Below are 22,087 nucleotides of genomic sequence, written 5' to 3'. Positions count from 1 at the left end.
ACACGGTTACTGACACACGCCGCCACCGAGCTCACGCACGGATTCGGTATCGACGCCGCGGCGGCTCCTGGAAGGAACACCCAACAGTGAAGCTTCAGCGCAAGACCGGGCTTCGCGCCACCGCGCTCGGCGCCCTCGCCGTCTCCGGCGCCCTGGTACTCACGGCGTGTGGTTCGGACGACAACACGGGCAGCCCCGACGGCGGCAAGAAGACCGGCGCCACCTCGTCCATCAAGTGCGACGGCGCCAAGGGCCAGCTGCTGGCCTCCGGATCCTCGGCGCAGAAGAACGCCATGGACCTGTGGGTCAAGAACTACATGGCCGCCTGCCCGGGTGTGGAGATCAACTACAAGTCCTCCTCCTCCGGCGAGGGCATCATCGCCTTCAACCAGGGCCGCGTCGGCTTCGCCGGCTCCGACTCCGCGCTGAAGCCGGAAGAGGTCGCCGAGTCCAAGAAGATCTGCAAGTCCGGCCAGGGCATCAACCTCCCCATGGTCGGCGGGCCGATCGCCATCGGCTACAACGTCCCCGGCGTGAAGGACCTCGTCCTGGACGCCCCCACCATCGCCAAGATCTTCAACGACAAGATCAAGAAGTGGGACGACCCGGCGATCGCCAAGCTCAACCCGGGCGCCAAGCTCCCGAGCACCGCGATCCAGGCCTTCCACCGCTCCGAGGACTCCGGCACCACCCAGAACCTCGGCAAGTACCTCGGCAAGGCCGCCAAGGCGGACTGGCCGTACGAGGCCGAGAAGAAGTGGCCGGCCCCCGGCGGCCAGGCCGCGTCCGGCTCCTCCGGCGTCGCCGCCCAGGTCAAGCAGGTCGAGGGCGCGATCGGCTACTTCGAGCTGAGCTACGCCGAGTCGCAGAGCATCCCGGCCGTCCAGATCGCCACCGGCGCCCCCGCCCCGGTCCCGGCCACCTCCGAGAACGCCTCCAAGGCCATCGCCGCCGCCAAGGTCAAGGGCACCGGCAAGGACCTGGCACTGGAGCTGGACTACGCCACCAAGGCCGAGGGCGCGTACCCGATCGTCCTGGTGACGTACGAGGTCGTCTGCGACACCGGCAACAAGGCCGACACCCTCGGCACCGTGAAGTCCTTCCTCACCTACACCGCCTCCGACGAGGGCCAGAAGGTCCTGGCCGAGGCCGGCTACGCCCCGATCCCGGCCGAGATCAACGCCAAGGTCCGCGAGACCGTCAACGGCCTGTCGTAACCGCACGCACGCACGGCCGGCCCGGCCACTCCCCGGGCCGGCCCCCACCCCATCCGGTGCACCGCCGCCAGGGGAGCCGCCACCCGCGGACTTCCCCCACACAGACCGGAAAGACCATGGCTATAACGACTGACAACGCACCGGCTCCGCCGGTCGCCGGAAAGCCGGGCCCCACCTCCACCGGCCGCGCGGGCGACAAGATCTTCCTCGGCCTCTCCCGCGGCTCCGGGATCCTGCTCCTGGTGATCATGGCGTCGATCGCCGTGTTCCTCAGCTACCGCGCCTCCCTCGCGCTCGCGGAGAACGAGGGCAACTTCTTCACCACCTTCGACTGGAACCCGGTCGGCGACCGCCCGGTCTTCGGCATCGCGGTCCTCCTCTTCGGCACGATCGTCAGCTCCATCATCGCGATGGTCATCGCGGTCCCGATCGCGGTCGGCATCGCGCTGTTCATCTCGCACTACGCGCCCCGGCGCCTGGCCGCGCCCCTCGCGTACGTCGTCGACCTGCTCGCCGCCGTACCGTCGATCATCTACGGCATCTGGGGCGCGCTCTTCCTCGTCCCGTACCTGGAGGGCCTGAACCTCTGGCTCGACCAGTTCTTCGCCTGGACGTACGTCTTCGACAAGACGGAGGTCGGCGTCGCGCGGACCCTCTTCACCGTCGGCATCCTGCTCGCCATCATGATCCTGCCGATCGTGACCAGCGTCAGCCGCGAGGTCTTCCTCCAGGTGCCGCGCATGAACGAGGAGGCCGCCCTCGCCCTCGGCGCCACCCGCTGGGAGGTCATCCGCCTCTCCGTGCTGCCCTTCGGCCGCTCCGGCGTCATCTCCGCCTCGATGCTCGGCCTCGGCCGGGCGCTCGGCGAGACCATGGCCGTCGCCACGGTCCTCTCCCCGAGCTTCCTGATCTCGCTGCACCTGCTCGACCCGGGCGGCGGCACGTTCGCCCAGAACATCGCGGCGAAGTTCGACGAGGCCGACCAGCTCGGCCGCGACGCCCTGATCGCCTCCGGTCTGGTCCTCTTCGTCCTCACCCTGCTGGTCAACGGCGCGGCCCGCCTGATCATCGCGCGCCGCAAGGAGTACTCGGGGGCGAACGCCTGATGAGCAACGCAATCCAGGACGCGCCCGCCAAGGCCGCACCCCGTCCCCGCAAGGACGACCTCAGCCAGCGCCACCTGCCGCGCTGGGCCCCGGCCGCCTTCGCCGTCGTCGCCGTCGCCATCGGCTGCGGCACCGGCCTGGCCGCCGGCCTCGAAAGCCGCACCCAGTGGGGCCTGATCTCGGCGCTCGCCTTCGTCGTCGTCTCGTACGCCGTGACGTCGGCCGTCGAGAACCAGCGCCAGGCCAAGGACCGCCTCGCCACCAGCGTGGTCTGGGTGTGCTTCATCCTCGCCGTCGTCCCGCTGCTCTCCCTCATCTGGGTCACGCTCAGCCGGGGCCTGAAGGTCCTCGACGGCTACTTCCTCACCCACTCGATGGCCGGTGTCCCCGGCTTCGACGTCGGCGGCGGCGTCTACCACGCGCTCGTCGGCACGCTGGAGCAGGTCGGCCTCGCCACCCTGATCTCCGCGCCGATCGGCCTGCTGACCGCCGTCTACCTCGTCGAGTACGGCAAGGGCTCCCTGGCCAAGGCCGTCACGTTCTTCGTCGACGTCATGACGGGCATCCCGTCGATCGTCGCCGGCCTCTTCATCCTCTCCATCATGCTGATGGCCGACCTCCAGCCGTCCGGCCTGATGGGCGCGCTGGCGCTGGCGATCCTGATGATCCCGGTCGTGGTCCGCTCCACCGAGGAGATGCTCAAGCTCGTCCCGAACGAGCTGCGCGAGGCGGCGCTCGCCCTCGGCGTACCGAAGTGGCGCGTGATCCTGAAGGTGGTCATCCCGACGGCGATCGGCGGCATCACCACCGGCGTCATGCTCGCCATCGCCCGCATCGCCGGCGAGACCGCGCCGATCATGCTGCTGGTCTTCGGCAGCCAGCTGATCAACACCAACCCCTTCGAAGGTGCTCAGTCCGCGCTCCCCTTCTACATCTGGGAGCAGTACAAGGTCGGCAGCGAGGCGTCGTACGACCGCGCCTGGGCCGCCGCGCTCGTCCTGATCGCCTTCGTCATGATCCTCAACTTGGTCGCCCGCGGCATCGCCCGCTGGAAGGCCCCGAAGACCGGCCGCTAAGGCCTCCTGGAAGTGATCGAAACCATGGCCAAGCGAATCGACGTCAGCGGCCTGACCGCCTACTACGGCGCCCACAAGGCGATCGACGACATCTCCATGACCGTCGAGCCCCGCTCCGTGACGGCCTTCATCGGCCCCTCCGGCTGCGGCAAGTCCACCTTCCTGCGCACCCTGAACCGCATGCACGAGGTCACCCCCGGTGGCCGCGTCGAGGGCAAGGTGATGCTGGACGACCAGAACCTGTACGCCAAGGACGTCGACCCGGTGGCCGTGCGCCGCACGGTCGGCATGGTCTTCCAGCGTCCGAACCCCTTCCCGACGATGTCGATCTTCGACAACGTGGCGGCGGGCCTGCGCCTGAACGGCAAGTACCGCAAGCAGGACCTGGCGGACACCGTCGAGCGCTCCCTCAAGGGCGCGAACCTCTGGAACGAGGTCAAGGACCGCCTCAACAAGCCGGGCTCCGGCCTCTCCGGCGGCCAGCAGCAGCGCCTGTGCATCGCCCGCGCCATCGCGGTCGAGCCGGACGTCCTGCTGATGGACGAGCCGTGCTCGGCGCTGGACCCGATCTCCACGCTCGCCATCGAGGACCTGATCAGCGAGCTGAAGGAGCGGTTCACGATCGTCATCGTGACCCACAACATGCAGCAGGCGGCCCGCGTCTCGGACCGCACCGCCTTCTTCAACCTGGCGGCGGTCGGCCAGCCGGGCAAGCTGGTCGAGATCGACGACACGGAGCGGATCTTCTCCAACCCGTCCGTCCAGGCCACCGAGGACTACATCTCGGGCCGCTTCGGATAGTCCGTCCGCCGGAATCCCCTTGCGGTGCTGCATGGCGGTGCCACCGCAAGGCAAAGGGCCCGCCCCCTCCAGGGGGCGGGCCCTTCCGTCACTCGAAACTCAGCCCCGCCGGCGATTGAGGCGCGGGGGTCCGGGGGCAGAGCCCCCGGTTCGGGAAGTGGGGGTCCCCCCACGCCCGCAAGGGCGTAGCGGGAGGTGGGGAACAGCCCCGCAGGGCCAACCACACCCGCCCGCCCCGCAACCGTCAGCCGAACACCAGCCGCACCACACCGAAGCTCGCCGCAGCGACCAGCGCCGCCGCCGGCATCGTGATGAACCATCCGAGGATGATGTTCTTCGCGACACCCCACCGCACCGCGTTGACCCGCTTCGTCGCGCCGACACCCATGATCGCCGACGTGATGACGTGCGTCGTCGAGATCGGCGCGTGGAACAGGAACGCCGAGCCGAACATGATCGACGCGCCCGTCGTCTCCGCCGCGAACCCCTGCGGCGGATCCAGCTCGATGATCTTGCGCCCCAGCGTCCGCATGATGCGCCAGCCACCGGCGTACGTACCCAGCGACAGCATCACCGCGCAGGCGACCTTGACCCAGACCGGGATCGCGTCACCCGCGTCGTGGACGTCGGCGATGACCAGCGCCATCACCACGATGCCCATCGTCTTCTGGGCGTCCTGGAGACCGTGGCCGAGCGCCATGCCCGCCGCCGACACGGTCTGGGCGATACGGAAGCCGCGCTTCGCCTTGTGCGGGTTGGCCTTGCGGAAGATCCACATGATCCCGCACATCACCAGGTAGCCGACCACCAGGCCGACCACCGGCGAGATGAACATCGGGATGACGATCTTGTCGACGACACCCGACCAGATCACGTCGGTGCCGCCCGCCAGCGCCGCGCCCACCATGCCGCCGAACAGCGCGTGGGAGGAGGACGACGGCAGGCCGAAGTACCAGGTGATGAGGTTCCAGACGATCGCGCCGACCAGCGCCGCGAAGAGGATGCCCATGCCCCGCGAGCCCTCGGGCGTCGCGATCAGGCCCTCGCTCACGGTCTTGGCGACCCCGCTGCCGAGGAAGGCGCCCGCGAGGTTCATCACCGCGGCCATCGCCAGCGCCGCGCGCGGCGTCAGCGCCCGGGTGGAGACGGAGGTGGCGATGGCGTTCGCCGAGTCGTGGAAGCCGTTCGTGTACGTGAAGCCGAGCGCGACCGCGATGGTCACGACCAGTGCGAAGGTGTCCACGGAGCTCAGGACTCCTTGACCGCGATGGTCTCCACCGTGTTGGCCACGTGCTCGAAGGCGTCAGCGGCCTCCTCCAGCACATCCACGATCTGCTTCAGCTTGAGCACCTCGATGGCGTCGTACTTGCCGTTGAAGAGGTGGGCCAGCAGCTTGCGGTGGATCTGGTCCGCCTGGTTCTCCAGCCGGTTGACCTCGATCCAGTACTCGGTGAGGTTCTCCATCGTCCGCAGGTGCGGCATCGCCTCGGCGGTCAGCTCCGCCGCCCGCGCCAGCACCTCGATCTGCTGCTCGACGCCCTTCGGCAGTTCCTCGACGTTGTAGAGGACGACGAGGTCGACGGCCTCCTCCATGAAGTCCATGATGTCGTCGAGCGACGACGCGAGGGAGTAGATGTCCTCGCGGTCGAACGGCGTGATGAAGGAGGAGTTCAGCTGGTGGAAGATCGCGTGGGTCGCGTCGTCACCCGCGTGCTCCGCCGCCCGCATCCGCTCCGCGATCTCGGCCCGGGCGGAGGATTCCGCCCCGAGCAGTTCCATCAGGAGTTTGGAGCCCGTGACGATGTTGTCCGCGGAGGCGGAAAACATGTCGTAGAAGCTCGTCTCCCTGGGGGTCAGACGAAAGCGCACGTGGGGTCCTCGGGGTGCATGGGTTTCGGTCAGGCTGATGCTAGGCGCATCATCCGGCCACGGCTAACCGGCGTCATTCAGTGTCGCCCATCGGGCACAGTGAACAGAACCGGGGCCCGCCCCCTGTGCGCAAGGATCGGTACCATATACCCATGAGGGGTATAGAAGCCCCACTGGACAACGGGAGGACGCGATGACGACCACCGAGGCGGCCGGCCTTCCGGTCGAGGAGCAGGCCATCGAGGAGCCGGGCACCCCCGAGCAGGTCACCGACCACGACCACGGCGTGCACGGTTACCACAAGCAGAAGCACGAGCACCTCAAGCGCCTGCGCCGCATCGAGGGTCAGATCCGCGGCCTCCAGCGCATGGTCGACGAGGACGTCTACTGCATCGACATACTCACCCAGGTCTCCGCGTCCACGAAGGCCCTGCAGTCCTTCGCGCTCCAGCTCCTGGAGGAGCACCTGCGCCACTGCGTCGCCGACGCCGCGGTCAAGGGCGGCGACGAGATCGACGCGAAGGTCGAGGAGGCGACGAAGGCCATCGCCCGCATGCTGCGGACCTGACCGACGTCACTGCGGGGCGGGTGCGGCCGGCGTGACCTTCAGGACCTCGTCGATGAGGTCCGCGCTGAGCCGCTCCCCGTCCGTGGCCGATGCGGCGATCATCAGCTCTCCGCACAGCTCGATCTCGGCGAGGGCCACGTGGTCCTGGACTGTCGTCGAAGGGGGCGGGGCCACGCGCATCACCTCTTCCTGCGGGAGTCGGCTTCCTAGCGTAGGGAGGGGACCACACACCGCGCATGGCACGTCCGGACCATTTGCCGGGCCCCAGGGACACCATTAGGCCCTGATCTTCCCGGCGTAGATGTCCTTCCGCGGCGGCAGCTGTACGACGACGGGCACGCCGAAGTCGTACAGCAGCGTCGTCGACGCGACGGCGACCGTGCGCCCCTCGTTGGTGAAGCTGAACCGGTGGCGCACCTTGCGCAGCCGCCCGTCCCGGTCCAGGTACGCGTCGAACGGCACCTCGTCGTCGGCGAACCCTTTCGCCGCCGCCGCGAGCGCCCCCCGCACCTGCGGCGACGCGGTCCGCGCCGCCCGCCCGAGGTCGGTGACGCCGCGGTAGTGCGTGACCGGCACCCCGGCGAGCTCCTCCTCGCCCACGTACGCGACGCGCTCGGCGCCGCGCAGCAGCTCGGCGGCGGCGGCCGGATCGGTCGCGCCGCCCGTCACCAGGTTCCCGTCGGCGAGGGTCGTCGTGTCGACGCGCACCCACTTGTCGGCGGGCACACCGGCGCCGCGGTTCTTCATGTAGAGCGCGCCGGGTGCCAGGAGCTCGGTGATCGGCCGGTGGCGGCTGCCGCCGGCGGCGTCCTTGGGCAGGACCACCTTGAGCTGCCCGTGCCGCGCGGCGAAGTCGTACGCGCCCTCGCCCCGGATCGTCACCCGCGTCCCGCCGGTCGCCATCTCCATCGACGTACGGGCCTTGGACGTGCCCGCGCGCGTCAGCGCGTCGGGGGCCTCGCGCACGGCGGCGGCCGCGGCGTCCGCGCCGACGCCGGCGCTCGCGTCCGCGGGACCGGAACACCCGCCGGCCGTCAGGGCCACGGCCACGACCACCATCGCCGATAGCCCGCGCCCGTAACACCGCCGCTGCTGTCGCTGCACCACCATCGCCTGCAACCCCCAACGCCTAGACGCTGCTGCCTGCCTGACCGACTGCGCTTGACCGAGACCCCCACCCGCCTCCCTTAACGACCACCGCGGCGCCCCGTCACGCCGGTACCGTGGTGCCGTGCCTGCGACGCATGACTCACCCCCCGCCGTCACGAGCGGCCACGAAGCCACCACCATCGAACGCGGCTCGTTCTGCGTGGCCCGCTGCAGCTGCGGCTGGTCGGGCCCGGCGCGGCGCTCGCGGGACCGGGCCCGTACGGACGCGGCGGCGCACACGACCGCGCCACCGGCCGACGCGACCGACGCCGACTGACCGCAACCGTCCGGGGAAAGGTCACGCCATGGACGACCGGGCCGACCGGGCCGACTGGGCCGCCCTCGCCCGCGGCCTCGCCGGCCCGCTCGTACGCCCCGGCGACGCCGACTACGCCACCGCCCGCCTCCTCTACAACACCCGCTTCGACGACCTCCGCCCCGCCGCCGTCGCGTACGTCACCGGAGACGACGACGTCCGCACGTGCCTCGCCTTCGCACGCCGCCACCGCACACCGGTCGCCCTCCGCAGCGGCGGCCACTCCTACACCGGCTGGTCCAGCGGCACGGGCCGCCTGGTCATCGACGTGTCGGGCATCGACCACGTGCGCCCCGACGGCACGGCCGCCGCGATCGGCGCGGGCGCCAGGCTCGTCCACGTCTACCGCGCCCTCGCCCGCCACGGCCGCGCAATCCCGGCCGGCACCTGCCCGACGGTCGGGATCTCGGGCCTCACGCTCGGCGGCGGGCACGGCGTGACCTCGCGCGCGTACGGCCTGACCTGCGACAGCCTCACCAGCGCCACCATCGTCACGGCGGACGGGCGGCGCCTGACCGCCGACGCCGAGGAGCACCCGGATCTCTTCTGGGCGCTGCGCGGCGCCGGCGCCGGAACCCTGGGGGTCGTCACCGAGCTGCGCTTCCGTACGCACCCGGTGCCGGCGACCGTCGTCTCCGGGCGGCTCACCTGGCCATGGGCGCGGGCCCGGTCCGTCCTGGCCGCCTGGCAGGCGTGGGGCCCGGCGCAGCCCGACGAGATCTGGTCGGCCCTGCGCCTGGCGGCGGACCCGGGCGCGGGACCCGCCCTCACCCTGTCCGTCTGCACCGTCGGCGACCGTACGGAGCTGGAGAACGCCCTCGACCACCTCGCCGACCACGCGGGCGCCCCCGCCGACTCCGTACACCTGCAGAACCGCACGTACCTGGAAGCGATGCTGACGTACGCGGAGTGCGCCGGGCTGACGGAGGCGCAGTGCCACCTGCCGGGCACCACCCCGGGCAGCGATCCGCGGGGCGTGCTGCGGCGGAACACGTACACCGCCGTGTCGGACTTCTTCGACCGGGAGCTGTCACCGGCGGCGGTCGCGGCGCTGACGGCCGCCCCGGAGGCCTTCGCCCGCATCCCGGCGGCCGAGGGCGGCGGGACCGGGTCTGTGCAGCTCACGGCGTTCGGCGGCGCGACGGGCCGCGTCGACCCGCTCGCCACGGCCTTCGTGCACCGGCGGCAGCGGATCCTGGTGCAGTACTGGGCCTCCTGGCGCCCGGGCACCCCGGGAGCGGCGCAGCGGGCCTGGCTGGCGACCGCGCGGGACTCCCTGGGGCCGTACGTCTCGGGGTCGGCGTACCAGAACTACCCCGACCCGGCGCTCAAGGACTGGCGCACGGCGTACTACGGCGCGGCGGCGGGCCGCCTGTCCGAGGTGAAGCGGCGCTACGACCCGCAGCGCCTCTTCACCTTCCCGCAGGCTTTCTGACGCCCCGGCGGCTATGCCGCGAGGTCGTTCTCGCTACCGCCCACCTTGGGTTCGGGCAGGTCCACCGTCTCGTGCAGCTCCCCCCGAGCGCGGGCTTTTCGCGAGCGTACGAGCCACCCGGCCCGTTCCGAACGGGCCACGGCCGACACGAGCGGCGTGAGCAGCGCGAGGGCGAGCGGGGCGAGGAGCAGGGCCACGGCCGTGCCGAGGGCGAAGCCGCCGACGACGTCGGTGGGGTAGTGGACGCCCATGTAGACGCGGCAGAAGCCCTCGGCGAGGGCGAGGCCGATGGCGGCCAGGCCGAACTTCCGGTGGGCGACGAAGAGCGCGGCGCCGATGCCCATGGCCATGGTGGCGTGGTCGCTCACGAAGGAGTAGTCGGTCTTGCCCGCGACGAGGACCTCGAGTCCCTGGTGGTCGCGGAAGGGCCGCGGCCGCTCCACGAAGCCGCGGATCGGGATGTTGACCAGGAGGGCGATCCCGGCGGCGAGCGGCGCCCACACCAGGGCGGCGACGGTGGAGATGGAGTCCTCCGGCCCGCCCCGGCGCCGCGCGCTCCACCAGCACCAGAGCACGACCAACACCATCGCGAGCATGATCCCGTACTCGCCGACGAACTCCATGACCCGGTCGAACCAGGTCGGGGCGGACTTGGCCAGCCCGTTGATGTCGTAGAGCAGGCTGACATCGGGGTTCGAACCGTCCGATGCGAGTCCAGCCATCTGCTGCGGCCCCTTGCCTTGTCACTGTGTCAGTCCAGGGAACGACACGAGGGAAGCGTACGTTCCACTCTCCACCGAACGATCACGATGACGTTATCGAAGAGAGATACGTCGCCGCAGCTCAGACCGGATCGGCCGCGCGGTTCGGCAGTGCTTTCGCGCCATCTTCGGTGACGCGGGTCGCGCCGAAGTAGTCGGGGGTGTCGATCTTGTCGAAACGGATGACGGCGCCGGTGTACGGCGCGTTGATCATGTACCCGCCGCCGACGTAGATACCCACGTGCCGGATGGCCCGCGAGTTCGTCAGATCATCGGAGAAGAAGACCAGATCACCGGGGAGCAGCTCGTCCCGGCTCGGATGCGGCCCGGCGTTGTACTGGTCGTTGGCGACGCGCGGCAGCTCGATCCCGACGGTCCGGTACGCGGCCTGCGTGAGCCCGGAACAGTCGAAGCGGCCCTGCTGCTCGGGCGTGCCGTTGCCGCCCCACAGGTAGGGCGTGCCGAGCTTCTTCTGCGCGAAGTAGATCGCCCCGGCCGCCTGCTTCGACGGCTCCACGCGCCCGACCGGCCGGGCGAAGCTCTTCTCCAGGGAGCGGATGATGCGGACGTAGTTCTGCGTCTCGCTGATGCGCGGCACCCCACCGGCCTTTATCACCCGGTACGCACCGGCGTTGTAGGCCGCGAGCATGTTGTTGGTCGGGTCGCCGGGCACCTTCCTCACGTACCCGGCCAACTCGCAGTCGTACGAGGCGGCCGACGGGATGGCGTCGGCCGGGTCCCACACGTCCCGGTCGCCGTCCCCGTCGCCGTCGATGCCGTGCGAGGCCCAGGTGCCGGGGATGAACTGCGCGATGCCCATGGCGTTGGCGTGGCTGGTCACCTTGGGGTTGAAGCCGCTCTCCTGGTACAACTGCGCGGCCAGCAGCGCCGGGTTGATGGCGGGGCACAGGTTCCCCCACCGCTGCACGAGCCCCTGGTACGCCGCGGGCACGGCCCCCTTGGCCAGCCCCACCACGCCCCGGGTGGCACTCCCGGCCCCGCCGAAGAGCCCGGCGGCCGCGGAGTACGTCCCGACGACGAGCAACGCGACGAACGCCATGCACAGCCCGACGGCTCCCCCGGCGACGAGCCAGCCCTTACGCACCGTCAACCACCCCTCGTGCCGTGGGAGTCCACCGGGGGCCAGTGTAGGTGGCGGGCCCCGTTTTCAGGGGCCGACTCAGGACGACTCAGGCTGACTCAGGCTGACTCAAGACGTACGGCCGACACCCGCGTACATCGCGACCTCCTCCGCCTCCGCCGCCTCCGGGTCCTGGACGCCCTCGGCACGCCAGCGGGAGCAGGAGACGACGCCCGGGGCCAGGAGCTCCAAGCCGTCGAAGTAGCGCGTGATGGCCTCGGGGGTGCGCTGGGTGAGCTTCGGAGTGCCGTGCTCGTTCCAGAAGGCGACCGCCGCGTCGACGTCCGGCATCGCGGGGTGGCGCACGGTGTGGGACAGCACCAGGTGGCTGCCGGGCGCCAGCGCGTCCAGGAGGCGCCGGACGACGGCGTACGACTCGGCGTCTTCCTCGACGAACATGACCACGCCCAGCAGCATGAGCGCGACGGGCCGGTCGAGGTCCAGGGTCTTGGCCGCGGCCGCCAGGACGGCGTCCGTGTCCCGCAGGTCGGCGTCCACGTAGTCCGTGCGCCCCTCCGGCGTACCGGAGAGGAGCGCGCGGGCGTGGGCGAGGACGAGCGGGTCGTTGTCGACGTACACCACCCGCGCGTCCGGTGCGACGCGCTGCGCGACCTCGTGGGTGTTGTCGGCGGTCGGCAGGCCCGTGCCGACGTCCAGGAACTGGCGGATGCCCGCCTCCGCCGCCAGGTGGCGCACCGCCCGCCCCAGGAAGAGCCGGTCCGCGCGGGCGTACGCCCCGATGCCGGGGTGAAGCTCGCGGATCCGGTCGCCGGCTTCGCGGTCGACGGGATAGTTGTCCTTGCCGCCGAGCCAGTAGTTCCAGATGCGGGCGGTGTGCGGCCTGCCGGTGTCGATCCTCGCTTCGATGTCGGTCACGCCCTCAACGTAGACCGCAATCGCCTTACGCGCCGGGCTTCTTGAGCACCTCCACGAGGCTGGAGGCGCTGTCGGCGCCGTGCCCGGCGGCCACGCCGCGCCGGAAGACGTCGAGGACGGCCGCGGGGAGGGCGCCGTCGACGCCCGCGTCCAGGGCGGTGTGGAGGACGTGCTCGGCGCTGGCGACACCCATGGCCAGCCGGTCGACGTCGCCGCGGTGGTCGCCGGCGTCGACGCGGGGCGCGTAGAACTCCACGAACTGCTTCAGGTTCAGGGCGTCGACGGCCAGGGTCAGGATGTCGGCGGCCTTCAGCCCGTGGGCGTCGGCCATGGCGAGGGTCTGCCAGTAGCCGGTGAGGGCCGTCCAGAACATGGTCATGTTGAGCTGGTAGAGCAGCGCCGCCAGGCCCGGGTCCTCGCCCCGGTGATCGGCGGTGCCGGTCAGCACCTCCAGCGTGGCCCGGTGCGCCTCGAACACCTCGCGCGGGCCGCTGTAGAGCGTGGTGGAGTCGGGGCTGCCGATGCCGGAGGGCGGCGTGAGCACGCCGCCGGTGAGCTGCGTGGCCCCGCGCTCGGCGGCCCAGGCGGCCGCGGCGCGCGCCTTGTCCGGGGTGTCGGAGGTGAGGTTGACCAGGACGCGGCCGGCGAGGGCGGCGGGGTCGGCGTCGCCCAGTACGGCGTACAGGGCGTCGTAGTCGGTCAGGCTCACCACCACGAGCCCGGCCGCGGCGAGCGCGTCGTCGACGGAGGGCGCGAGGTGCGCACCGCGGGCGACGAGGGCGTCGGCGCGGGAGGCTGTGCGGTTCCAGACGGTGACGCGGTGGCCGCGGTCGAGGAGGGCACCGGCCATGGCCTGGCCCATGGGGCCGAGGCCGATGACGGTGACGGGGGCGGGGGTCTTGTTCGCGTTCATGGGAATACCTCTCCACTCGCTTGCACGGGCTAGAACGAACGCTCTATCTAGAACGCTGACGCGACCGTAGCACAGCTCTAGAACGAACGCTCTACTCAATTTCTCGGTAGGATCGCCCCATGCAGACCGCCACGTCCCCCGCCAGCACCCGCGACCGGATCGTCGTCGCCGCCGCGCGCCTCATCCAGCGCCAGGGGTACGTCGGCACCGGCATCAAGCAGATCGCCAAGGAGGCGCAGGCCACCCTCGGCTCCGTCTACCACTTCTTCCCCGGCGGCAAGGAGGCCGTGGCCGTCGCCGCGATCACCCACAGCGGCGAGGAGTTCGCGGCCATCCTCCGCGAGGCCCTGGCCGGCCACGACGACCCGGCCGCCGCCGTGGACGCGTGCGCCCGCCTCCTCGCCGAGGCGCTGCGCGAGTCCGGCTGGGTCGACGGGTGCCCCGTCACGGCCACCGCCCTCGAGACGCTCGGCGACGCGGACTCCGACATCCAGCGCGCCTGCGCCACCGCCCTGCGCGCCTGGCAGGACATGGTCGCCGACAAGCTCCTGCGTTCCGGCCTCCCGGCCACCGACGCCCGCGAACTGGCGATGACGGTCATCAACACCCTGGAGGGCGCGGAAGTCACCGCCCAGGTGAACCGCGACGAAGAGCCCCTCCTGCTGGCGGGGCGTCACCTGGCGCGCCTGGTCGCCGCGTACCGCTGAGGCGGCGGGGCGACGGCGCGACGGACCTCGCATACAGGCCCAAGGTGGGACAACGACAGTCATTGCCCGGAGTCACCCCCCGTGATACACAGAGTGACCGTACGCGTACGCGCGCACACCCGGTCCACCACCCGACGCAGGTCACGACGGTCGGGCCGGTCAAACGTGCGGGGATCGGGTAAAGAGACCAGCCAAGTCGGCATACGCGGGCGGTTTCATCAGCGAAGATAGTGCGGTGACCCGTGCCGAGTGGCAGGGGCGTCGAATTACCCAACAGGGGCGGTGAGTTACATGTACCTGGCGGCTGAAAAAGGCGACATCACCACCATCATCGGCGGAATCGCCCCGAACTGGGGGCCTTTCGGGAGCCTTGGTAACGAGGCCCGCGTGATGATCGAGGTCGTGATGGCCGTGGCCATCCTGCTGTGCCTGGGCATCGCGATCTGGGGAGCGGCGAAGCAGCGCATCGGCGCGACCGCCCTCCGGGACACGTTCAGCGCCGAACAGGGCAAGGGCCTCATCGTGGCCGGCCTGACCGGAGTCTTCATCATCGGCTCGCTGGGCACGCTCTTCACCATCGTGTACGGGATGGCCGTCTAGCCCCGCCCGCCAGCGGCCCCCGCGGTCCCGGCTCCCTGAGGTTGCGTCACCTGATGTCAAGTCACCACACCGAACAGCGAAAGGTTGAGGGGGCGTACCCGTCATGAGCCTCGGCGACGAGAACGACGGCGGCCAGACCCGCACCCGCCTGCCCGACGGCGGCACCGGCGACGTCTACGGCGGCGCCCGCCGCCCGGCGCGCAACTCGCGCTCGCTGATCACGGTGGTGGGTGTGGTGGTGCTGCTGATCGCCGCCATCGCCTTCGCGAACCGAAGCGGCACCGACGGCGGCACCTCGGACGACACGGCCAAGGACCCGGGGGCCGCGGCCCCCACATCGGCGACGGGCGTCCGCCCGGTGACGGGCAAGGACGGCACGATCCCGACGGGGTACGCACACGACGAGCAGGGGGCGCAGAGCGCGGCGTCCAACTATGCCGTCGCTCTCGGCTCCGACGGCATGTTCAAGAAGGAAACTCGTCACACAATCGTCGACACGATCTACACCCCAGCGGCCGCAGCCAAGCTCAAGGGGCCGCAGGACGATGCTTACTCTGCGAATTTCCTGCAGCGACTCGGCCTGGACGCCGCCGGCAACCCTCCCCAGGGCAGCACCTTCGTCTCCCGAACTATCCCGGTCGGCACCAAGGTCGAGAGCTTCGGTGGAGACACGGCGAAGGTCTCGGTCTGGTACACGGGATTGATCGGCATGTCCGGCCCCCAGTCGACAGACCCAGTCAGCACCACGTGGAAGACGTGGACCTTCGACCTGCAGTGGACCGGCAACGACTGGAAGGTCGCCGCGGACTCCCAGAAGGACGGACCGGCTCCCGTGCCCGGAGACATCGCGGCCTCCAGCGCGGACGAGATCAGTAAGGCCGTTGCGGAGTACGGAGGCTTTACGTATGCCCGGTAGCCCTCAGCGCCGTACCGGCTCGGTCGTCGCCGCGCTGGCGACCGTTCAGACGGCGCTCTTCCTCTTTGCAACCCGCGCTGGTGCAGCCCCCACGCCGACACCATCGCCAAGTTCCAGCAACGACCCTTGCGACCTGCTGATCGGGCCTGCAAAGGAGTACTGCAGCAACGGCGAGAGCGGTGGCCGGGCCCCCCGCTCCACCCCCACCGACCCCACCGCCGCCCTCGACCCCCTCGCCTCCCTCTCCCGCGGTTGCGCCGACGCCGCCGTGGAGATCATCGACGCGCTGTCGAAGGCGGTGAAGTCCACCGCCGAGGTCGACTTCACCAACGGCACCTTCCTCGCCCAGTACGCCGTCGTCTTCGCCGCCGCCACCGTCCTCACCCTCCTCCTCTGGCTCCTCGCCGTCGCCAAGCGCGCCATCCGCGGCGTACCGCTCGCGACCGCCATGTCCGAGGCCATCGGGTTCCTGTGGCTGACGGTCCTCGCGTCCGCCTTCACGCCGCTGATCCTCTACACCGTCGTCTCCGCGACCGACGCCGTCACCGAGGTGATCGCGCAGAGTACCGGCGGCCAGACGGACGTGTTCTTCGGCGGCTTCAAGGAGGCGCTCCAGAAGGGCGACGGCATCGGCGGCGGGCCGATCATGCTGATCATCGTGTCGCTCGTGACCGTCCTCGCCGCGGGCGTGCTCTACCTGGAGCTGTTCCTCCGGGCCGTGCTCCTGTACGTCGGCGCCCTCCTCGGCGTCGTCGTCTACGCCGGCCTCGTCGACAAGAACCTCTGGGGCCACGTACGCCGCTGGGCCGGCATCATGATCGCGGTGATCCTGGTCAAGCCGGTCATCATCATCGTGCTCGGCCTCGCCGGGGCGCTCGCCGGCGACGACGGACCGAAGGCGTTCTCCGCGGTCGTCACCGGCCTCGCCATCATCCTGCTCGCGATCTTCGCCTCCGCGATGATCTACCGCTTCGTCCCCGGCTTCGGCGACGAGATCGCGGCCTCCCGCAACAACCGCATCCAGAACAGCGCCGAGAACAAGGCCGCCGCCGTCATCTCCTCGCCCGCTGCCCTCGTCTCGCAGGGCATCAAGACCCACAGCACCCGCAACGACTCAGGCGGCGGCTCCGGCGCCCCCCAGCCCGCCGGCGCCGTCACCGGCGGCATGTCCGCCCACAGCTCCCGTACGCCGACGGCCGGAGGCGGCGCAGGAGGCGCAGGAGGCTCGGGCGGCGGCGGAACTGTCCCCTCCGCCGCACCCCCGCCCCGCAGCCCCGGTAGCAGCAGTCCCACCACCGGCACCCCGCACAGCCACCGCAAGAGCACAGGCACCAACACAGGCACAGGAAGCACAGGAGGTGGAGGGCGTTGACGACCCAGTCCCCAGCGATCACGCCCCGCCGCACGTACCTCATCGGCAGGGCCCGGCCCAACGCCATCATCGGCAAGAACCGCGAGACCGGCGAGATCGCCCTGATCATCGCCGGCGCGTTCCTCGGCATGATGAGCGGTCTCCTCGTCCCGGTCCTCTCCCTGCGGATCGTGCTGCTCATGGGCTTCCCGCTGCTCGCCCTCGCCGCCGTGTACGTCCCGTACAAGCACCGCACCTTCTACAAGTGGTTCGAGATCAACCGCAGCTACAAGCGCACCCTCCGGCAGGGCACCGCCTACCGCTCCGCCGCCATGGAGGCCGGCACCCGCATCGACGGCCGCGAGGTCGAGGTCGGCCCGCCGCCCGGCATCGGCCGCATCAACTGGCTCTCCGCCCCCTTCGGCCCCGACGAGATCGCCGTCCTCCTCCACGCCGACCGCCGCACCGTCACCGCCGCCATCGAGATCGAGGGCCCGGGCGTCGGCCTGCGCGACAGCGAGGACCAGGAAGCCCTGGTGGACCGTTTCGGCACCCTCCTCAAGCACGTCGCCAACGGCGACGGCTTCGTGACGCGCCTTCAGATGCTGGCCCGCACCCTCCCCGCCGACCCCGACGCCCACGCCAAGGACGTCGCCCAGCGCGGCGACCCCAAGAGCCCCGCGTGGCTCCAGGACTCGTACGACCAGCTCCAGTCCATGGTCTCCACCTCCAGCGAGCAGCACCGCGCGTACCTCGTCGCCTGCATGCACTACACCCGCGAACTGGCCGCCGAGGCCCACGCCATGGCCCGCGCCGCCCGGCACACCGCCGGCACCAAGGGCGGAAGGGGTGGGAAGCTCGACAAGGACGCCGGTCTCGCCGTCGTCATGGCCCGCGAGCTCACCGACATCTGCGCCCGGCTCGCCGAGGCCGACATCCGCGTCCGCCAGCCCCTCGGCCAGGCCCGCCTCGCCTCCCTCGTGCACTCCATGTACGACCCGGACCACCCCATCGACCACATCCAGGCGATGACGAAGCGGAACGCCTGGCCCGCCGAGCTCGACGCCGTCGAGCCCACCTACCTCCAGGCCAAGACCCGCGAGTCGTCCACCCGCGCACCCTGGTGCCACGCCACCGCGTGGGTGAAGGAGTGGCCGATGACCCCCGTCGGCGTCAACTTCCTCGCCCCGCTCCTCGTCCACACCCCGGACGTCATCCGGACCGTCGCCGTCTGCATGGACCTCGAACCGACCGAGGTCGCCATCGAGCGCATGCTGACCGAGAAGACGAACGACGAGGCGGAGGCCAGCCGCGCCGCCAAGATGAACCGCACCGTCGACCCGCGCGACATCGCCGCGCACGGCCGGCTCGACCAGCGGGGTGAAGATCTCGCCAGCGGCGCGGCAGGAGTGAATCTTGTCGGGTACATCACTGTGTCGTCTCGTTCGCCCGAGGCCCTGGCCAGGGACAAGCGGACGATCAGGGCCTCGGCCGGCAAGTCGTATCTGAAGTTGGAGTGGTGCGACCGCGAACACCACCGGGCCTTTGTGAACACCTTGCCGTTCGCGACCGGCATCCGCCGATAGGGGCCCTGATCCTCATGCGTGATCCGCTGTCCGCCCTCACCGAGGCCTTCACCTCCTTCCTCTTCGGGAAGGTCGAGACGACCCGCCTGCCCGTCCGTACGTCGACGGGCCAGGCCCAGGCCGTCTACCTGCCGACCGCCGCCCCCGGCCTCGGCGACTCCGGCGTGATCATCGGCCGCGAGGTCTACAGCGGCAAGGGGTACATCTACGACCCCTTCCAGCTGTACGGGCAGCAGCTCCCGGCCCCCCACTGGCTGGTGCTCGGCGAGTCCGGCAACGGCAAGTCGGCGCTGGAGAAGACGTACGTGCTCCGCCAGCTCCGCTTCCGCGACCGGCAGGTCGTCGTCCTCGACGCCCAGGGCGAGGACGGCGTCGGCGAGTGGAACCTGATCGCACAGCAGCTGGGGATAACCCCCATCCGGCTCGACCCGATGGCCGCCCTCGACGACGGCATCCGCCTCAACCCCCTCGACCCGTCGATCACCACCACCGGCCAGCTCGCCCTGCTCCGTACGATCATCGAGGTCGCGATGGGGCACGGCCTGGACGAGCGCTCCGGCTTCGCGCTCAAGGTCGCGCACGCGTACGTCAACGAGACCATCACCGACCGCCAGCCGGTGCTGTCCGACATCGTCGAGCAGCTGCGCCACCCGGAGCCCGAGTCGGCGGCGGCGATGAACGTCGCCATAGACGACGTACGCGCCTGGGGCCTGGACGTGGCTCTGGTCCTGGACCGGCTGGTCGACGGTGACCTGAGGGGCATGTTCGACGGCCCGACGACGGTCGGCATCGACCTCGACGCGCCGCTGATCGTCTTCGACCTCTCCCACATCGACCGCAACTCGATCGCGATGCCGATCCTGATGGCCATCGTGGGCGTGTGGCTGGAGCACACCTGGATCCGGCCGGACCGCAAGAAGCGCATCTTCCTGGTGGAGGAGGCGTGGCACATCATCAACAGCCCGTTCGTGGCCCAGCTGTTCCAGCGGCTGCTGAAGTTCGGCCGACGCCTCGGCCTGTCCTTCGTGGCGGTCGTCCACCACCTCTCCGACGTCGTGGACGGAGCGGCCGCGCGCGAAGCCGCGGCGATCCTGAAGATGGCGTCCACGCGCACGATCTACGCCCAGAAGGCGGACGAGGCGCGGGCGACGGGCCGGGTCCTGGGCCTGCCGCGCTGGGCGGTGGAAATCATCCCGACCCTCACCCCCGGCATCGCGGTCTGGGACGTCAACGGCAACGTCCAGGTGGTCAAACACCTGATCACGGAGGCCGAACGCCCCCTGGTCTACACGGACCGCGCGATGACGGAATCCTCCGTACCGGACGACATCCAGGCGGCGGAATGGGAGGCGGAGCAGCGCGCGGCGCTCATGGAGCGGCAGATGAACGAGTCCTCACAGTCGACGGTGGCGTGACATGCGGCGCGAGCGCGAGCGGGGGGCCGAACGGGGTGCCGAGGGCGGCATCCCCGACGGTCTGCTGGTGGGCCTGCTGGGCTTCCTGCTCGGCGTGTCGATCCTGGTGTGGACGGCCACCGGCCTGGCGGGCCTGTTGGCCCACGGCTCCTGGCCGGACGCCGTCACCTTCGGCCGTACGCCGTCGGCGATGCGCGCCCTCATGTCCCAGCCCCACCACCTCCCGGGCGCGTGGCCGGACACCCCGCCGGAGCAGCTCTCGGGGTACGGGCTGTTCTGGGGCCTGTTCATCGGCGAGCTGATGGTGCTGGTGGTGCTCACGGTGTTCGTCCTCGGCACGCTGGCCCGCTGGCGCGCGGTGCGGTCCTCCCGGCGGCACCCCAAGGCGTACGAGCACGGGTACGCGCCCGACCGCGAGCAGGCCCGGACGCCCGCGCCCGAGCCCGCGCCCGAGCCCGAGCCCGCACCTGCCAAAGCCCGCAGCACCCCGGCCCCCGCACCTGCACCTGCACCCGCGCCCGCCGCCGCGGACACAGCACCAACCCCGGCTACTGGCACGGGAACGGGCATGGGCGTGGGCACCTCTCCTGCCCCCGTACTCACCACGCCCAAGGTCCCGACACCCCGCGCGCCCCGGGTCCTCTACGGCGGCCCGAACGCCCGCCGCCCGACCGCCCTCCAGGCCATCCACGACGCCGACGGCGCCGCGCTCGTCGTCACCTCCGACCCCACCCTCTGGGCGGAGACCAAGGACGCCCGCGCCAAGCTCGGCCCCGTCCTCGTCTACGACCCCGGCCACCTCTGTGACACGCCGGCGCGCCTCCACTGGTCGCCCAGCTCCGGGTGCGAGGACACCGACACGGCCGCGGCCCGCGCCGCCGCGCTCCTGGCGCCCGTACGCCCTCCGGCCCGGATGGACGAGGCGGTCGCGGACACCGCCGAAACGCTCATGCGCTGCTGGCTGCACGCGGCGGCCGTCGACGGGCGCCCGTTCAAGCAGGTGCACCGCTGGGCGCAGAACAACGGCGCCCACGAACCCGTACGCATCCTGCGCACCCACCCCAAGGCCACCAACAGCCACGCAGGCCTCCTGGAGTCCGCCCTCACCGCGTACCCGGAACGCCGCGAGATCGCCCAGGAGTTGGCGGTCCGCGCGCTGTCGTCCCTCTCCTCGGTCCACATCCGCGAGGCGTGCACACCCCATCGAACTGATTCGCTGACCTTGGAATCATTTATCCAAGAAGGGGGCACCCTTTATGTGGTGGGGGAATCCATCGAGGACCCCCGCACCCGCCCGGGCGCGATGCCCCTTCTCACCGCGCTCGCCTCGCACGTGGTCGAGCACGGCCGCCGCATGGCCGCACGGTCATCCGACGGTCGGCTCGACCCACCAATGGCGCTGGTCCTCGACGACATCGCCGCGGTGGCCCCGCTGCCCAACCTGCCCGAGCTGCTGTTGAGCGGCCACGAGGCGGGCATGCCCACGCTCGCGCTGCTCCGCTCCCCCGAACAGGGCCGCACCCGCTGGCCGCACCACACCCTCGGGCCCGCCTAGGGCCTGCTAGACCCCGGCCGGCCGCCTGATCTCGTACTCCAGCTCCAGCGCGCCGTCGCTGTCGCCCTCCATCGGCACGCTCTCACCCGTCGGCACGAAACCCACCTTGCGGTAGAGCGCCGCCGCGCGCGCGTTCCGCTCATGCACATAGAGCCGTACGCGTTCGATCGGAGGCCCGTCCAGGGCCCAGGACCACTCCACACCCGCGCGCATCAGCGCCTCGGCCAGCCCACTGCCGCGCGCCTCAGGCCGTACGTACACGCCGACGACGTGCGTCTGGTCGGTCTTCGCCGGTTCCCCGAACCGTACGTCTCCGCCGGCCCGCTCCACGAGGACGGTCACCGTGCCGGCCCAGCTGCCGTCGGGCGTCTCCGCGACGAACTGGCGGACGCTGTCGCTGCCCTCGGCCGACCGGGCCGTCCGCTCGCGCCAGAAGGAGTCGGGCTGGGCGGAGGCGTTCTCGTACGTGTCGAGGAAGGCGACGGGCGCGGCGGGATCTTGGAGGGCGGCCAGGCGTATCTCGCGGGCCTGTCGCCACTCGTCGGCACGGAGGGAACGGATGAGGTATCGCATCCCCCGATCCTGCCGCCCGAGGTCCCGCCAGCCAACCCATTTCCGTCAACGGGTCCGGAATGCAGAAAAGCCCCGCACCAGAAGGTGCGGGGCTTTCCCCAAAAATTGTTCGGCGGCGTCCTACTCTCCCACAGGGTCCCCCCTGCAGTACCATCG

23 protein-coding genes are annotated in these 22,087 nt (G+C 70.8%); 14 read left to right on the top strand and 9 right to left on the bottom strand.

Annotated features, from left to right (window positions below; genetic code table 11):
- Positions 1 to 86: 86 nt before the first annotated feature.
- From pstS to pstB, 4 genes are all read left to right on the top strand, one after another.
- Complete coding sequence (gene pstS, locus AC07FJ_RS30400) at positions 87 to 1,217, top strand: phosphate ABC transporter substrate-binding protein PstS (RefSeq protein WP_479052425.1); 1,131 nt, start codon at positions 87 to 89, stop codon at positions 1,215 to 1,217.
- Between the two features lie 116 nt (positions 1,218 to 1,333).
- Positions 1,334 to 2,323 (top strand): phosphate ABC transporter permease subunit PstC, encoded by a 990-nt coding sequence (pstC, locus tag AC07FJ_RS30395; protein ID WP_479052424.1) that lies wholly within the window; start codon positions 1,334 to 1,336, stop codon positions 2,321 to 2,323.
- Positions 2,323 to 3,399 (top strand): phosphate ABC transporter permease PstA, encoded by a 1,077-nt coding sequence (gene pstA / locus AC07FJ_RS30390; RefSeq protein WP_479052423.1) that lies wholly within the window; start codon positions 2,323 to 2,325, stop codon positions 3,397 to 3,399. The genes pstC and pstA overlap by 1 nt, the downstream gene beginning before the upstream one ends.
- Before the next feature lie 24 nt (positions 3,400 to 3,423).
- The gene (gene pstB / locus AC07FJ_RS30385) at positions 3,424 to 4,200 is read left to right on the top strand and encodes a phosphate ABC transporter ATP-binding protein PstB (protein ID WP_479052422.1); all 777 of its coding nucleotides are present in this window, start codon (positions 3,424 to 3,426) and stop codon (positions 4,198 to 4,200) included.
- A gap of 244 nt (positions 4,201 to 4,444) precedes the next feature.
- Here pstB and AC07FJ_RS30380 read toward each other — a convergent pair whose 3' ends face one another.
- Together AC07FJ_RS30380 and AC07FJ_RS30375 are read right to left on the bottom strand one after the other, a co-directional pair.
- Positions 4,445 to 5,443 (bottom strand): inorganic phosphate transporter, encoded by a 999-nt coding sequence (locus AC07FJ_RS30380; protein ID WP_468294348.1) that lies wholly within the window; start codon positions 5,441 to 5,443, stop codon positions 4,445 to 4,447.
- Positions 5,444 to 5,448: 5 nt separating this feature from the next.
- Positions 5,449 to 6,069 (bottom strand): DUF47 domain-containing protein, encoded by a 621-nt coding sequence (locus AC07FJ_RS30375; RefSeq protein ID WP_031073426.1) that lies wholly within the window; start codon positions 6,067 to 6,069, stop codon positions 5,449 to 5,451.
- Between the two features lie 193 nt (positions 6,070 to 6,262).
- Between AC07FJ_RS30375 and AC07FJ_RS30370 the strand changes: the two genes are divergently transcribed.
- Positions 6,263 to 6,637, top strand: a complete 375-nt coding sequence (locus AC07FJ_RS30370) for a metal-sensitive transcriptional regulator (RefSeq protein ID WP_479052421.1) — start codon at positions 6,263 to 6,265, stop codon at positions 6,635 to 6,637.
- A 6-nt stretch (positions 6,638 to 6,643) separates the two neighbouring features.
- On the opposite strand, the gene AC07FJ_RS30365 is transcribed toward AC07FJ_RS30370, so the two are convergent.
- Positions 6,644 to 6,811, bottom strand: coding sequence for a hypothetical protein (locus tag AC07FJ_RS30365; RefSeq protein WP_479052522.1), 168 nt, complete (start codon positions 6,809 to 6,811; stop codon positions 6,644 to 6,646).
- Positions 6,812 to 6,913: 102 nt separating this feature from the next.
- A complete protein-coding gene (locus tag AC07FJ_RS30360) occupies positions 6,914 to 7,747 on the bottom strand; it encodes an SCO4651 family lipoprotein (protein WP_479052420.1) in 834 nt (277 codons plus the stop codon).
- A gap of 121 nt (positions 7,748 to 7,868) precedes the next feature.
- Here AC07FJ_RS30360 and AC07FJ_RS30355 point away from each other — a divergent pair, with 121 nt between their 5' ends.
- Entirely contained in the window at positions 7,869 to 8,063 is a 195-nt protein-coding gene (locus tag AC07FJ_RS30355) for a hypothetical protein (RefSeq protein ID WP_479052419.1), read from the top strand.
- 28 nt (positions 8,064 to 8,091) lie between these two features.
- Positions 8,092 to 9,537 (top strand): FAD-binding oxidoreductase, encoded by a 1,446-nt coding sequence (locus tag AC07FJ_RS30350; protein WP_479052418.1) that lies wholly within the window; start codon positions 8,092 to 8,094, stop codon positions 9,535 to 9,537.
- A gap of 11 nt (positions 9,538 to 9,548) precedes the next feature.
- Here AC07FJ_RS30350 and AC07FJ_RS30345 read toward each other — a convergent pair whose 3' ends face one another.
- From AC07FJ_RS30345 to AC07FJ_RS30330, 4 genes are all read right to left on the bottom strand, one after another.
- A complete protein-coding gene (locus AC07FJ_RS30345; RefSeq protein ID WP_479052417.1) occupies positions 9,549 to 10,259 on the bottom strand; it encodes a phosphatase PAP2 family protein in 711 nt (236 codons plus the stop codon).
- A 121-nt stretch (positions 10,260 to 10,380) separates the two neighbouring features.
- On the bottom strand, positions 10,381 to 11,403 hold the full coding sequence (locus AC07FJ_RS30340) for a C40 family peptidase (protein ID WP_479052517.1): 1,023 nt from the start codon (positions 11,401 to 11,403) through the stop codon (positions 10,381 to 10,383).
- A 105-nt stretch (positions 11,404 to 11,508) separates the two neighbouring features.
- Positions 11,509 to 12,315: an SAM-dependent methyltransferase gene (locus tag AC07FJ_RS30335; protein ID WP_479052416.1), complete on the bottom strand. Its 807-nt coding sequence runs from the start codon at positions 12,313 to 12,315 to the stop codon at positions 11,509 to 11,511.
- 25 nt (positions 12,316 to 12,340) lie between these two features.
- The gene (locus tag AC07FJ_RS30330) at positions 12,341 to 13,228 is read right to left on the bottom strand and encodes an NAD(P)-dependent oxidoreductase (protein WP_479052415.1); all 888 of its coding nucleotides are present in this window, start codon (positions 13,226 to 13,228) and stop codon (positions 12,341 to 12,343) included.
- A gap of 119 nt (positions 13,229 to 13,347) precedes the next feature.
- Between AC07FJ_RS30330 and AC07FJ_RS30325 the strand changes: the two genes are divergently transcribed.
- From AC07FJ_RS30325 to AC07FJ_RS30295, 7 genes are all read left to right on the top strand, one after another.
- The gene (locus AC07FJ_RS30325; protein WP_479052414.1) at positions 13,348 to 13,935 is read left to right on the top strand and encodes a TetR/AcrR family transcriptional regulator; all 588 of its coding nucleotides are present in this window, start codon (positions 13,348 to 13,350) and stop codon (positions 13,933 to 13,935) included.
- A 291-nt stretch (positions 13,936 to 14,226) separates the two neighbouring features.
- Entirely contained in the window at positions 14,227 to 14,535 is a 309-nt protein-coding gene (locus AC07FJ_RS30320; RefSeq protein WP_017945892.1) for a hypothetical protein, read from the top strand.
- Positions 14,536 to 14,638: 103 nt separating this feature from the next.
- Positions 14,639 to 15,451, top strand: a complete 813-nt coding sequence (locus AC07FJ_RS30315; protein WP_479052413.1) for a DUF8175 domain-containg protein — start codon at positions 14,639 to 14,641, stop codon at positions 15,449 to 15,451.
- A complete protein-coding gene (locus AC07FJ_RS30310) occupies positions 15,441 to 16,823 on the top strand; it encodes a hypothetical protein (protein ID WP_479052412.1) in 1,383 nt (460 codons plus the stop codon). Before AC07FJ_RS30315 ends, AC07FJ_RS30310 begins: the two co-directional genes overlap by 11 nt.
- Positions 16,820 to 18,388, top strand: a complete 1,569-nt coding sequence (locus AC07FJ_RS30305; RefSeq protein ID WP_479052411.1) for an SCO6880 family protein — start codon at positions 16,820 to 16,822, stop codon at positions 18,386 to 18,388. The genes AC07FJ_RS30310 and AC07FJ_RS30305 overlap by 4 nt, the downstream gene beginning before the upstream one ends.
- A 14-nt stretch (positions 18,389 to 18,402) precedes the next feature.
- Positions 18,403 to 19,803 (top strand): ATP-binding protein, encoded by a 1,401-nt coding sequence (locus AC07FJ_RS30300; RefSeq protein ID WP_361416905.1) that lies wholly within the window; start codon positions 18,403 to 18,405, stop codon positions 19,801 to 19,803.
- Position 19,804: 1 nt separating this feature from the next.
- The gene (locus AC07FJ_RS30295) at positions 19,805 to 21,358 is read left to right on the top strand and encodes a type VI secretion protein (protein ID WP_479052410.1); all 1,554 of its coding nucleotides are present in this window, start codon (positions 19,805 to 19,807) and stop codon (positions 21,356 to 21,358) included.
- 6 nt (positions 21,359 to 21,364) lie between these two features.
- Here the strand turns inward: AC07FJ_RS30295 and AC07FJ_RS30290 are convergent, their stop codons facing one another.
- Entirely contained in the window at positions 21,365 to 21,931 is a 567-nt protein-coding gene (locus AC07FJ_RS30290; RefSeq protein ID WP_479052409.1) for a GNAT family N-acetyltransferase, read from the bottom strand.
- Positions 21,932 to 22,087: the final 156 nt, after the last annotated feature.

This window comes from Streptomyces sp. NPDC045998, from assembly GCF_056430285.1.
This window is presented reverse-complemented; position numbering and strand designations above follow the sequence as displayed.